Source organism: Kiritimatiellaceae bacterium, from assembly GCA_013141415.1.
Taxonomy (GTDB): Bacteria; Verrucomicrobiota; Kiritimatiellia; order Kiritimatiellales; family Tichowtungiaceae; genus Tichowtungia.
Map to the genome: position 1 here is coordinate 281,675 of JABFQY010000003.1, position 12,570 is coordinate 294,244.

Annotated in this window: 11 protein-coding genes; 8 read left to right on the plus strand and 3 right to left on the minus strand. The window is 54.7% G+C overall.

The annotated features are described in order from the left end of the window. Positions 1-8: 8 nt before the first annotated feature. Together HOO88_05495 and HOO88_05500 are read right to left on the minus strand one after the other, a co-directional pair. Positions 9-707 (minus strand): PHP domain-containing protein, encoded by a 699-nt coding sequence (locus HOO88_05495; GenBank protein ID NOU36203.1) that lies wholly within the window; start codon positions 705-707, stop codon positions 9-11. After that, on the minus strand, positions 704-1,351 hold the full coding sequence (locus tag HOO88_05500; GenBank protein NOU36204.1) for a redox-sensing transcriptional repressor Rex: 648 nt from the start codon (positions 1,349-1,351) through the stop codon (positions 704-706). The genes HOO88_05495 and HOO88_05500 overlap by 4 nt, the downstream gene beginning before the upstream one ends. A gap of 167 nt (positions 1,352-1,518) precedes the next feature. Between HOO88_05500 and HOO88_05505 the strand changes: the two genes are divergently transcribed. The 8 genes from HOO88_05505 (at position 1,519) to hydE (ending at position 11,029) form a co-directional block, all read left to right on the plus strand. Next, the gene (locus tag HOO88_05505) at positions 1,519-1,989 is read left to right on the plus strand and encodes an NAD(P)H-dependent oxidoreductase subunit E (protein NOU36205.1); all 471 of its coding nucleotides are present in this window, start codon (positions 1,519-1,521) and stop codon (positions 1,987-1,989) included. 2 nt (positions 1,990-1,991) lie between these two features. Next, positions 1,992-3,827: a 4Fe-4S binding protein gene (locus HOO88_05510; protein NOU36206.1), complete on the plus strand. Its 1,836-nt coding sequence runs from the start codon at positions 1,992-1,994 to the stop codon at positions 3,825-3,827. 13 nt (positions 3,828-3,840) lie between these two features. Continuing rightward, positions 3,841-5,589, plus strand: a complete 1,749-nt coding sequence (locus HOO88_05515) for a 4Fe-4S binding protein (GenBank protein NOU36207.1) — start codon at positions 3,841-3,843, stop codon at positions 5,587-5,589. A gap of 153 nt (positions 5,590-5,742) precedes the next feature. Beyond that, positions 5,743-5,994: a CopG family transcriptional regulator gene (locus HOO88_05520; GenBank protein ID NOU36208.1), complete on the plus strand. Its 252-nt coding sequence runs from the start codon at positions 5,743-5,745 to the stop codon at positions 5,992-5,994. Next, on the plus strand, positions 5,991-7,310 hold the full coding sequence (locus tag HOO88_05525; GenBank protein ID NOU36209.1) for an aspartate ammonia-lyase: 1,320 nt from the start codon (positions 5,991-5,993) through the stop codon (positions 7,308-7,310). The genes HOO88_05520 and HOO88_05525 overlap by 4 nt, the downstream gene beginning before the upstream one ends. Further along, positions 7,307-8,512: a [FeFe] hydrogenase H-cluster maturation GTPase HydF gene (hydF, locus tag HOO88_05530; GenBank protein NOU36210.1), complete on the plus strand. Its 1,206-nt coding sequence runs from the start codon at positions 7,307-7,309 to the stop codon at positions 8,510-8,512. Before HOO88_05525 ends, hydF begins: the two co-directional genes overlap by 4 nt. After that, a complete protein-coding gene (hydG, locus tag HOO88_05535) occupies positions 8,509-9,918 on the plus strand; it encodes a [FeFe] hydrogenase H-cluster radical SAM maturase HydG (protein ID NOU36211.1) in 1,410 nt (469 codons plus the stop codon). Before hydF ends, hydG begins: the two co-directional genes overlap by 4 nt. 19 nt (positions 9,919-9,937) lie before the next feature. Continuing rightward, positions 9,938-11,029, plus strand: a complete 1,092-nt coding sequence (gene hydE / locus HOO88_05540) for a [FeFe] hydrogenase H-cluster radical SAM maturase HydE (GenBank protein NOU36212.1) — start codon at positions 9,938-9,940, stop codon at positions 11,027-11,029. A gap of 232 nt (positions 11,030-11,261) precedes the next feature. Here hydE and miaB read toward each other — a convergent pair whose 3' ends face one another. Next, positions 11,262-12,569 (minus strand): tRNA (N6-isopentenyl adenosine(37)-C2)-methylthiotransferase MiaB, encoded by a 1,308-nt coding sequence (miaB, locus tag HOO88_05545; GenBank protein NOU36213.1) that lies wholly within the window; start codon positions 12,567-12,569, stop codon positions 11,262-11,264. Position 12,570: the final 1 nt, after the last annotated feature.

Genomic DNA, 12,570 nt, shown 5'->3' on the forward strand with positions numbered 1-12,570 from the left:
TTGGGATTTTACTTCCGGAGCAATTTTTGAAACGCGGCGCGTAGCGCTGGAACGGTGAAGGCTTCGGTTTCGATTTCGGTGAACCGGCGGGCGATCTGATCCGGATAATGTGAATCAGAAAACCGGACAACGAACCAGCGGCGGGCGATTTCAGAATCAATTGCGCCGACGACTTCGACGGCGTCGTACGGTAAATCAGGAAGAAATCCCAAATGCGAAATAGCGCCGCACATTTCTCGATCGATATGAGATGGAATGCAGAGCGCACCGGCTTTTAGCGCCATCGGCACCAGATCGAAAAATGAAATGTCGGTTCCGGTGTTCAGGAGTTTTTCAGCGAAGCGCGTTACCGTTTCGTCAACCGTTACAACAGGCTGGTCGCCGAAAAGTTTTGAATCAGTAGGGATGTCAGGCAGATGACTGTAGATCATACGTCCAAAATCAAGCGCACGGTTCAGGTCGTCAAAGAGGCAGAGAACGTGAACTTCTTCGGATGTGGAGACTTCCAGTCCGTACAGACAGGCCATTCCGGCCTCGGCGCAGGCATCGTGAAAGGCGGGAAGATTTTCGGTACAGCCGTGGTCGGTGAGTGCGATGCAATCGATCCCGGCCGCTTGGGAACGTGCAACGATGGTGCGCGGCGACATTTCCAGCGCGGCGCACGGTGAGAGGCAGGAGTGAATGTGGAAATCAATACGTGACTTCATTGGGATGCACCGGCGGAAGGTTCGGAACTTTCGGAAAAGTGTATCTGATAAAAAATATTTTCAATTTCCTGTTCAACGTTGATGTTTTGAATAATGAAATTTTCCGAACTGCGCAGCGAGAGCGGCGCAAAATTGATAACACCTTTGATGCAGGTTTTTTTCAACGAATCAATAATGGACTGCGCTGATGACTCGGGTACTGTCAGCGCGGCCACCTGAATATTTTTTTCGGCAATGAAATCTTTGATCTTACTGATATGCAGAATCGGAATCGGCGCGGCTTCATCTAAAACGGATGGATCGCTGTCGAATCCGGCAGCAACGCGGATTCCAACCCTCGGAAACCCGTTATAGTTCATCAGTGCCCGACCCATTTTCCCGCAGCCGATAATAATAATTTTCTGTTTGCGGTCTTTGCCAAGAATGACGTTAAGCCGTCCGATCAGCTCTTCGATTTGATATCCGCCGCGCTTATTTCCGGTAAGGCCGAATACGGAAAAATCTTTGCGAACCAGTGAGGGCGAGACACCCACAGAATCGGCCAAGTTGTCGGAAAAGACCCGGACGAAGCCGAGACCTTTCATTTTTTGCATGACATCACGGTATTTCAGAATACGCTCAATGACTGCGGTTTGAGTTTTCATGATCCATCTCCATGTTTTGTTATTTAATTCACATATTTTTAGTATTCCATCAGTATTAATGTCAATATTATTATAGATATTGGCTATAAAATAACTTTTTATCACAAAATTTAGTTGTACCCTTTTAATTAGTGAGTACCCTTTCGGCTTCAATTTTGGAGGAACACATGTCTGAGAACAAACTAACTGCTGAACTGATCAGCTTTATCAATGAGTGGAAAAACAAGCAGGGCAACCTGATTATGGTGCTGCACAAAGTGCAGGAGCATTTTGGTTATATCCCGCGTGAAATCGCTTTCGAAGTGGCCGATCTGCTGGACGTGCCTGTGGCAAAAATCTACGGCGTCGTCACATTCTATCATCTCTTCAAACTCACAAAGCCCGGTCGCAACCAAATCTCGGTCTGCATGGGCACAGCCTGCTATCTCAAGGGCGGCGAAGACATCATTCTCGATCTGGAACGTCAGCTCGGCGTCGGCCTCAATGCCGTTACGCCGGACGGTGAGTTCTCGATGGAAGCCGTCCGTTGTATCGGATGTTGCGGACTGGCTCCGGTCATGACGGTCAACGGTGAAGTCTTCGGCAGTGTAAAAACCGCGCAGCTCAAAACCATTCTGGCAAAATTTAGAGGAAAATAATTATGAAGTTTACACGCGATACTCTGAAATCTCACCGTAGTGGCCTCCATGCAGCCCAAGCCGGCACAACGGTTCTGGTCGGCATGGGAACCTGCGGAATCGCCGCCGGCGCCAAAGCGGCTTTCCAGACACTGGAAAAAGCGATTGCGGATAAAAAACTGAAAAACGTCGTTTTGAAGAAAACCGGCTGTCTCGGCCTTTGTTTTTCCGAACCGACCGTGGAAGTAAAAAATGCGAACGGCTCTTCAACTGTTTATGGCAATGTGGACGCCGCATTGGCGGAACGCATAGCCGTCGAACATCTGGCGGGCGGCAAGCCGCTGACTGAAAATGTTTACGAGCAGCCCGCCGCCGATATCTTCAACCAAAGTGCTTCCCCGTTAAAACAAACCCGCATCGTCCTGCGCAACTGCGCCGTCATCAATCCGGAGATCATTGACGAATATATTGCCCGCGACGGCTACGCCGCGCTCGAAAAAGCCTTGTTTGACATGACTCCCGATGATGTCGTGAAAGAGATCACCGACTCCGGCCTGCGCGGGCGCGGCGGTGCCGGTTTCCCGACCGGCCGCAAATGGCAGTTCACCAAAAACACCCCGGCCGATCAGAAATATATCGTCTGTAACGCCGATGAAGGCGATCCCGGTGCCTACATGGATCGCAGTGTCCTGGAAGGCGACCCCCACTCCGTCCTCGAGGCGATGGCCATCGCCGGATACACCGTCGGTGCGAGCAAAGGATTCATTTACATTCGCGCGGAATATCCGCTGGCGATCGAACGGCTGAACACCGCCATCGCTCAAGCCAAGCAATGCGGACTGCTCGGAGAAAAAATTCTCGGCACTGAATTTTCGTTCGACATCGAACTGCGCCTCGGCGCGGGCGCATTTGTCTGCGGCGAAGAAACCGCTCTGCTGACTTCAATTGAAGGCAACCGCGGCATGCCGGTACCGCGCCCTCCCTTCCCGGCCGTCAAAGGCCTGTGGGGTAAACCGACCGTCATCAACAACGTTGAAACCTACGCCGCCATTCCGATTGTTCTGCTCAAGGGCAGCAAATGGTTCAGCCGCATCGGCACGGAAACATCCAAGGGAACCAAGGTTTTTGCGGTGACCGGAAAAATTAAAAATTCCGGCCTCATTGAAGTGCCGATGGGAACAACCTTGCGCGAAATCATCTATAACATCTGCGGCGGCATTGCCAGCGGCAGACAGTTTAAAGCCGCGCAAACCGGCGGCCCGTCCGGCGGCTGTATCACCCCCGAGTTCCTCGACACCCCGATCGACTACGAGAGCCTGCAAGCTATCGGCTCCATGATGGGCTCCGGCGGGATGATCATCATGGACGAAGACGATTGCATGATCGACGTCACCAAATTCTATCTGGAATTTACGGTGGATGAATCCTGCGGCAAATGCGCCCCGTGCCGCATCGGCGGGCGTACCTGCTACAACATCCTCGACCGGATCAGCAAAGGTAAAGGTCAATTAGACGATCTCCAGAAACTGAAAGATATCGGCCATGCCATGCGCAAGGCATCGCTCTGCGGACTTGGCCAGACTGCGCCCAATCCGTTCATGTCGACCATGAAATATTTCGAAGAGGAATACCGTGCGCATATCGTCGATAAGAAGTGTGCGGCGGGCAAATGTAAAGAGATGCTCACCTACAGCATTGACGCAGAAAAATGTGTCGGCTGTACCGCCTGCGCGCGGCGCTGCCCGGTTTCCTGCATCGCCGGTGAAGTGAAAAAACTTCATGTCATCGACCAATCGAAGTGTATCAAGTGCGGCCAGTGCTTCACCGCCTGCAAATTTGATGCCGTCAAAAAAGGATAATTTGGAGAAACCCATGAATATGATTGAACTCGAAATCAACGGAATTCCGGTATCGGTAAAACCAGGCACATCTTTAATCGACGCAGCCAAACTGGTCGGCGTAAAAATCCCGACGCTCTGTTACCACAGCGACCTCGAACCGTGGGCTGCCTGCGGTATCTGCGTGGTCAAGGTGGAAGGCTCACCAAAAATGCTGCGCGCCTGCGCCACACCGGCAGGCCCCGGCATGAAGGTGATCACCCACGACCCGGAAATCGTCAATGTACGCCGCACGGTACTTGAACTGATTCTGTCAACCCATCCCAACGACTGCCTCCAGTGCAGCCGTAACCGCAACTGCGAGCTGCAGACTCTGACGGAAGAATTCGGCATCCGCGAAGTGCCGTTTGAAAAGCGGTTGCGCGACCTGCCGGTTGACAACTCCACCACCTCTATCGTACTCAATCCGGAAAAATGTATTTCCTGCGGACGGTGCGCGAAGGTTTGCCAAAATATGCAGGGGGTTTGGGCTCTTGAGTTCATCGGACGCGGCGAAAACACCCGAATCGCTCCTGCGGCGGATGTCACGCTCGACGAAAGTCCCTGCATCAAATGCGGCCAGTGCTCCGCGCACTGCCCGGTTGGTGCCATCTATGAAAAAGACCAGACCCGCGAGGTCTGGAATGCCATTGAAGAGAACAAAAAGCATTGTGTTGTGCAAATTGCTCCGGCTGTGCGCGTCGCCATCGGCGAAGCCTTCGGCTATGAGCCCGGAGAAGTACTCACCGGTCAACTTTACACCGCGCTGCGCCGTCTCGGTTTCAATGCCGTGTTCGACACCAACTTCACCGCCGACCTCACCATCATGGAAGAGGGTTCAGAATTCGTCCGGCGCGTAACCGAAGGTGGTGTCCTGCCGCAGATCACCTCGTGCTGTCCGGCATGGACCGACTACATGGAAAAATTCGCTCCAGACTTCATCCCGAACTTTTCATCGGCCAAGTCGCCGCAGCAGATGCTTGGTGCCGTTGCCAAGACCTACTACGCCGAAAAGGCCGGCATTGATCCGAAAGATATGTACGTCGTTTCCGTCATGCCCTGCACAGCGAAAAAGTTCGAAGTTTCGCGTTGCGAAACGATGACTTCATCCGGCTTTCAGGATGTGGATGTATCCATCACGACCCGCGAGCTGGCTCACATGATCAAACAGGCCGGCATCGACTTCAAAAACCTGCCGGAAGAGGAACCGGACAGCTTGCTCGCCGAGTACTCCGGCGCTGGCACCATCTTTGGCGTCACTGGCGGCGTCATGGAAGCCGCTCTGCGCAGCGCCTATTTCCTCATCACCAAAGAAGACCTCAAGGACGTTCACTTCATGGATGTCCGCGGCCTCGAAGGTGTGAAAGCCGCCACGGTGGACATCAAAGGCACTAAAGTTCGCGTTGCAGTCGCCCATCAGATGGGCAACGTCGAAGCAGTGCTCAACCAGATCCGCGCGGCGAAGGAAAAAGGCGAAGAACTGCCCTACCACTTTATTGAGGTAATGGCCTGTCGCGGCGGTTGTATCGGCGGCGGCGGACAGCCCCACGGCGCAACCGACGAGATCCGCAAGAAGCGGATTGCCGGGATTTACACCGATGACGAAAAGAGCGTCCAGCGGTGCTCCCACCGCAACCCGATGATCACAAAAATTTACGAAGATTTCTTGGGTAAACCGTTGGGGCACAAGGCTCACGAACTATTGCACACCGGGTACCAAGAACGAAAAGTGTACAAGAAGTAAAACTTGGTGTACTTTTTCGGGGTTTTCTGCGGCAAGGGGCCCGTCCCTGACCCAAGGCAAATGGACAATTTAGGAAAACGGTTTGCATAGCTGCCTACCGTCTCCTGCTCCGCCGCAGAGATGCGGCGGAGCACTTTTTTTGGAGAAATAGCTATGCAGACGAGACTCGGATTCATCGGAATCATTATCGAAGACCGTGAAGCCAACGCGACAGCGGTCAACGAACTGTTGGGACAGTTCGGCGAACTGATCGTTGCCCGGATGGGTGTTCCCTACGAAAAACGCTCCTGTTCCGCCATCACGCTCATCGTCGACGCCACCACCGACGAACTCGGCGTTCTCACCGGAAAACTCGGAGCCCTGTCCGGCGTCTCCGTCAAATCCATGCTGAGCAAATCGAAATGAAAAACCGGATCGAAACAGATTTACTTGGATCAAAGGAAATCCCGGCAGACGCCGCATGGGGAATCCACACCGCCCGGGCACTGGAAAATTTTCCGATCCCCGGACATTCCGTTAACCCGCGTCTGCTCAAAGCGTATGCTCAGGTCAAAAAGGCCTGCGCTCTCACCAATAAGGAACTCGGTTTTCTCTCTAAAGAAAAAGCAGACCGCATTATCGAAGCCTGTTCCCTGACTCCTGACTCCTGTCCCCTGTCTGCCCTTCAGGGCGGCGCCGGGACTTCAACCAACATGATGGTCAACGAAGTGATCAGCCATCTCGCCGGAGCGCATCCGATTGAAGAGGTCAACCTGCACCAGTCCACGAACGACACCTACCCGACGGCACTGAAAGTTGCCGCCATCGGAGCCGTTCGTGAACTCAGCGAAGCGTTCGCCGCGCTTCAGGGTGCTTTCCAGACTCTAGAAAAAACGTGGGCCAACCTCCCGATTCTCGGAAAAACCGAGCTGATGGATGCCGTTCCACTGACACTCGGCGCACAGTTCGCCTCGTTCGCCGAAGCCTTCGCGCGTGACCGCTGGCGTACATTCAAGTGCGAAGAGCGTCTGCGCACCGTCACCCTTGGCGGCACGGCAATCGGTACCGGAATTACAGCGCCGCGCAGCTATATTTTCCTCGTCATCGAAAAACTGCGCGAAGTGACCGGCCTCGGCCTCAGCCGCGCCGAAAATATGGTCGAAGCCACCGCCAACGCCGACTGCTTCGTCGAAGTATCCGGCATCCTCAATGCCGCCGCTATCAATTTGATCAAAGTCAGCGATGATCTGCGGCGGCTCGCGATGCTCGGCGAAATTAAACTGCCCGCCGTGCAAGCCGGTTCGTCCATCATGCCGGGCAAAGTAAATCCGGTTATTCTGGAGTCGGTCATCCAAATCGGCATCAAAGTGAAAGCGAACAACAACATCGTTGCCGACTGCGCCGCGCGCGGTTCTCTCCAGATCTGCGAGTTCATGCCGTTGCTGGCCGACGCCCTGCTCGAATCGATCGACCTGCTGATCGCCGCCGCGCGAATGCTGGCGAAACATGTCCCCGGAATTGACGCGGATCAAGGTAAATGTCTGGAACGCCTGTATGCTTCTCCCGAAATCATCACTGCGTTTGTTCCGATGCTTGGATATGACCGCTGTTCAGAGCTGTTCAAGCAGTTCGAACGGCACGGTAACGGAACCATTCGCGAGTTTTTGGAGAAGGAACTAGGCAAAGAGACGGTTGAAAAGACGCTCTCGCCGCAGAATTTGATGGCTATGGGTTATAAATGAAAACCGCACCGAAAAGTTTAAGACTGCATATCGCGCTGTTCGGCCGAACCAACGTCGGCAAGTCGAGTTTTCTAAACCTGATTGCCGGTCAGGATGTTTCGATTGTCTCGGAACAGCCCGGCACGACGACCGACGTCGTCGAAAAAACGATGGAACTGCTCCCCATCGGGCCGGTGGTTTTCATCGACACCGCCGGACTCGATGACAAGACGCTTCTCGGCGGCAAGCGCGTCGAAAAAACCGAAAAGGTTTTCGACCGCACTGATGTCATTCTGCTGATCTGTGAGGGCGACCGGTTTGGAGAATTTGAAAAAGTAGTTTGTGAAAAAGCGGGCGCAACTCCCGTCATCAAAATTGCCAATAAGTCCGATCTGTCCAATCCGTCCGATCCGTCTTATCTGCCTTGCAACTCAACCGACTTGAACAGCAGAGAAAAAATTCTTTCCCAGCTCAAAGCCCGGCTGATTGAAGTTTGTCCCGAAGAATTCATTCAACCGCCGCCGCTGGTCGGTGATCTGGTGAAGCCCGGCGGCATCGCCGTGCTGATTGTACCGATCGACTTGCAGGCACCGAAAGGCCGACTGATTCTGCCGCAGGTTTCAACCATCCGCGACGCGCTCGATAACGACGCCGCCGCGCTGGTGGTGAAGGAGCGGGAATACACCCACATGCTCGGCCAGCTGAAAACTCCGCCGGATCTGGTCGTCTGCGACTCGCAGGTCGTGCTGAAGATGATCGGCGACACGCCGAAAGAAATTCCCTGCACCACCTTTTCGATTCTATTCGCGCGGCTCAAAGGCGATTTACCAAAACTGGCGGCGGGCGCCGCGGCGATCGACAAACTGAAAGACGGCGACAAGGTACTGATTGCCGAATCGTGCAGTCACCACGCCGCCGAGGACGACATCGGTCGCGTTAAAATTCCGCGCTGGCTCCGGCAATATTGCGGATGCGAATTGCAAATCGACGTCTATGCCGGGCGTGACTTTCCGGACAACCTGAACGAGTACAGCCTTGTGGTGCAATGCGGCGGCTGTATGCACAACCGGCGCGAAATTCTCTCGCGCATCGAAAAGTGCGAGGCCGCCGGCGTGCCGATCACCAACTACGGACTTTGTATTTCACAGACGCAGGGCGTGCTGAAACGGGTGCTGTCGCCCTTCCCCGCCGCGCTGGATGCTTTTGAAAGGAATCTAAAATGAAAATTGATACGGAAGGGCTGAAATCCTTCATTCCCGAAAACGAAATTTTCCAATGGTTGGAAAAGACAACGAATCCGACTCCGGAACGGGTGCGCGAGGTGATTCAGAAGTCGTTGAATAAAAACCGGCTCGACCCCGAAGAGATGGCAGTGCTGATCAACGCGGAATCGCCGGAGCTGGTGAATGAAATTTTCGAAGGCGCGCGCGAACTGAAGCAGCGCATTTACGGCAACCGCATCGTGCTGTTTGCTCCGCTCTACATCGGTAACGAGTGCATCAACAACTGCCAGTATTGCGGGTTCCGATGCACCAACAAGGACGTCAGCCGCAAAACGCTGACGATGCCCGAACTCGACCGCGAGATCGAAGCGCTGGTGAAGCGCGGACACAAGCGGCTGATTCTGGTGTACGGCGAACATCCGCAGTACGACGCGCAGTTCATTCACGACACCGTGGTGGAAGTTTATAAACAGAAACACGGCAACGGCGAAATCCGCCGCGTGAACATCAACGCCGCGCCGCTGGATGTCGAAGGCTTCAAACTGGTGAAGTCCGCCGGCATCGGCACCTACCAGATTTTTCAGGAAACCTATCATCAGGAAACCTATAAGCAGATGCATCCGTCGGGACCGAAGAGTAATTTTCTCTGGCGGCTCCATGGACTCGACCGCGCCCAGCAGGCCGGCATCGACGACGTCGGCATCGGCGCACTGATGGGACTGTTCGACTGGCGTTTCGAAACGATGGCCCTGCTCTATCACACGATTCATCTGGAAGAAAAATTCCACGTCGGACCGCATACCATTTCGTTCCCGCGCATCGAACCGGCCATCGGCACCGCGCTGTGCGACAAGCCGCCGCAGGGAGTCAGTGACTACGACTTCAAACGGCTGGTCGCCATTCTGCGCCTCGCCGTGCCGTACACCGGACTGATTCTCACCTGCCGAGAATCGGTCGCCATTCGCAATGAAATTATCCAGTTCGGCGTGTCGCAGATTGATGCCGGATCCGACATCGGCGTTGGAGCCTATTCGCAGGATGACGAAGAGTCTTATAAAAAGAGCCAGTTTGTGCTGAACGACGGACGCTCGCTTGATCAGGTGATCCGTGAGCTGTGCGAAGCCGACTTTATCCCCAGCTTCTGTACCGGTTGCTATCGTCTTGGCCGCACCGGCGAGCATTTTATGGAATTTGCCATTCCCGGTTTCGTGAAACGGTTCTGCACGCCCAACGCCGTACTGACCTTCCTCGAATACATGGAGGACTATTCGTCGCCGGAAACCCGCAAGGCGGGCATGAAGCAGATAGAGCGCGAACTCGAACGGATGCCCGACGGGGAACAAAAAACCAAACTGCTCGAACGCATCGAGCAGATTAAAGCCGGTGATCGCGACCTTTATTTTTGATCAGACAGATTGGCCTGATATGAAAGATCTCATTTTAACAAAAGTTGACCGCGACGAAACGCTGACTCCGGCGGAGATGAAGACATTGCTGGAAATCAGCGACCCGTCGGAGTTGCAGGCGCTGTATGACTGCGCGTACCGGGTGAAGGCCAAATATGTCGGCAAGGTCGCCTATTTCCGCGGCATCATTGAGTGCAGCAATATCTGCATTAAGGACTGCTACTACTGCGGCATCCGCAAGAGCAACACCAACGTGAAGCGCTTCCAGATGGACGAAAAGGAAATGGTGCGCGAAGCGATCTGGGCGTTTGAAAACGAATACGGCTCGGTCGTGATTCAGTCCGGCGAACGGCAGGATGCCGCCTACATTGAGCTGATTGAACGGGTGCTCCGGCGGATTAAAGAGAACACGGACGGCAAACTCGGCGTCACGCTGTCGCTCGGCGAACAGACGGAAGAAACCTACCGCCGCTGGCGTGAGGCGGGTGCGCACCGCTATCTGCTCCGCATTGAAACCACCAATCCGCTGCTGTATCGCCAACTGCATCCGGCGGATCACGATTTTGAAGTGCGCAAGAACTGCCTTGCCCTGCTCAAAAAGACCGGCTATCAGGTCGGCACCGGCGTCATGATGGGACTGCCCGGCCAGACGATGGACGATCTGGTCAACGACATTCTGTTCATGAAGAAACTCGACGTGGATATGGTCGGCATGGGGCCGTACATTCCGCACCACGATACGCCGATGGGCGCAGAAATTCCGCCATACACTGACGAACAGAAACAGGCCGCACTCGCGCTCGGACTCAAGATGATCGCTGTCACACGCATTGTGCTGAAGGACGTCAACATCGCCGCCGCCACCGCGCTTCAGGCCTTAGAGCATTCCGGGCGCGAAATGGGATTGCTGTGCGGCGCAAATGTCATCATGCCAAACGTCACCGAAACCGAGTTCCGCCCGAACTATGTACTCTACGACAACAAGCCGTGCCTCGATGAAAACTCATCCATGTGCCGCGGCTGTCTGACCCGCCGCATTGAAGGTATCGGCGAAACCATCGGCTTCAACCAGTGGGGTGATTCGAAGCACTTCGCCAAGCGTACTGCGTAACGAGTAATGCGTAATGAAGATTGGTTCATAGAACCAACACTACATCAGCCTGAAATGTAGAGTCGGCTCTGTGAGCCGAAAACAGAACCTCAAATGGACGCAAATTAACGCAAATGTAGGCCGGGTGCCCTCACCCGGCGGAATAACGCCCGCTGAGGGCAGCGGGCCTACACGCAACAAGGCCGCCGGGACGGCGGCGATACGTATCGCAGGCGTCTCGCCTGCCTTGTCTTCAGACCGCGCGGCCGATCATGGAGAACGGGCCGGTCCAGTCCAGCTTCACCTTTACGAGCTGGCCGAGGCAGTCGCCTTCGTGCTCGAAGAAGACCAGTTTATTCTGCGGTGTGCGGCCGCGCCAGCGGCCTTTACTTTCCTGAAATTCTTCCGCGAGTACTTCGACCACGGTTCCAAGATGCGGCGCATTGTTTTCGCCCATCACTTGCGCGACCAGTTCGTCGAAGCGGTTCGCGCGGCTTTCTTTTTCCTCTTCGGAAACATCGTCGGGCATTTTGGATGAAACGGTGCGCGGACGCGGCGAGTATTTGGCGATATGCGCCAGATCGAGTTTTAGCTCGCCGTAGAGTTTCATCGTGTCCATGAAGTCGGCTTCGGTTTCGGTCGGGTAGCCGACGATGACGTCGGTGTTGATCGAAGCGTCAGGAATGATTTTCCGGATATCGGCCACGACCTGCCGGTATTCGGCGTTGGTGTAGCCGCGCCGCATCGATTCGAGAATCCGGTCGCTGCCCGCCTGAAACGGCAGTTCAAAGTATGGACAGACTTTTTCCGTTTCCGCCACGGCACGGATAAGTTCTTCGTCAATGTACGACGGATGGCTGGTCAAAAACCGGACTCGCAAAATGCCGTCGATTTTCGCCGCCTCTTTGAGAAGCCACGCCAGATTTTTTCCGTCGCCAAGATCAAATCCATAGCGGTCAACAATTTGTCCGAGAAGTGTCACCTCTTTCACGCCCTGCCCGGCCAGCGAGCGCACTTCGGCGAGAATTTCTTCCGGCTTGCGACTACGGTCAGGGCCGCGGCGGTACGGAATGATGCAATAGGAACAGGCATGCGAACAGCCCAGCGTGATCGGCACAAACGCGGTGATTGCCTTTTCGCGGTTGACGGCGGGCAGCCGGTAGTCGGCCAGCTCAATCTGCGAACGGTCGAGATGACTGTATTCGTCGCGGCTCAGTACATAATCAATCAGCGCGTCGGTCTGTGACGGCGCCATGAAAACATCCACGAACGGAAACCGGTTCGCCAAGTCTTCCGCCTCGCGTTTACCAACCATGCAGCCCATCAGGGCGATAATCATCCGGCGCTTGTTTTTCTTGGTGTCGCCCAGCGACAGCAGTTTGGAAACGGCTTTATCCTCCGGCTGCTGGCGCACCACGCAGGTATTGAGCACGGCGATGTCGGCATGCTCCGCCCGCGGAGTTTCCGCAAAACCCAGTGCTTCGAGCTGCGAAGCGAGGTACCGCGAATCGGCCTCGTTCATTTGGCAGCCGATCGTCCAGATGTGATAGGTTCCGGTCATT

Bases quoted from the DNA above. Each gene is read 5' to 3' on its own strand.
- hydE (NOU36212.1), top strand. From the start codon at position 9,938: ATGAAAGATCTCATTTTAACAAAAGTTGACCGCGACGAAACGCTGACT.
- hydF (NOU36210.1), top strand. From the start codon at position 7,307: ATGAAAACCGCACCGAAAAGTTTAAGACTGCATATCGCGCTGTTCGGC.
- HOO88_05520 (NOU36208.1), top strand. From the start codon at position 5,743: ATGCAGACGAGACTCGGATTCATCGGAATCATTATCGAAGACCGTGAA.
- HOO88_05510 (NOU36206.1), top strand. From the start codon at position 1,992: ATGAAGTTTACACGCGATACTCTGAAATCTCACCGTAGTGGCCTCCAT.
- HOO88_05495 (NOU36203.1), bottom strand. From the start codon at position 707: ATGAAGTCACGTATTGATTTCCACATTCACTCCTGCCTCTCACCGTGC.
- HOO88_05500 (NOU36204.1), bottom strand. From the start codon at position 1,351: ATGAAAACTCAAACCGCAGTCATTGAGCGTATTCTGAAATACCGTGAT.
- HOO88_05515 (NOU36207.1), top strand. From the start codon at position 3,841: ATGAATATGATTGAACTCGAAATCAACGGAATTCCGGTATCGGTAAAA.
- HOO88_05525 (NOU36209.1), top strand. From the start codon at position 5,991: ATGAAAAACCGGATCGAAACAGATTTACTTGGATCAAAGGAAATCCCG.
- hydG (NOU36211.1), top strand. From the start codon at position 8,509: ATGAAAATTGATACGGAAGGGCTGAAATCCTTCATTCCCGAAAACGAA.
- miaB (NOU36213.1), bottom strand. From the start codon at position 12,569: ATGACCGGAACCTATCACATCTGGACGATCGGCTGCCAAATGAACGAG.
- HOO88_05505 (NOU36205.1), top strand. From the start codon at position 1,519: ATGTCTGAGAACAAACTAACTGCTGAACTGATCAGCTTTATCAATGAG.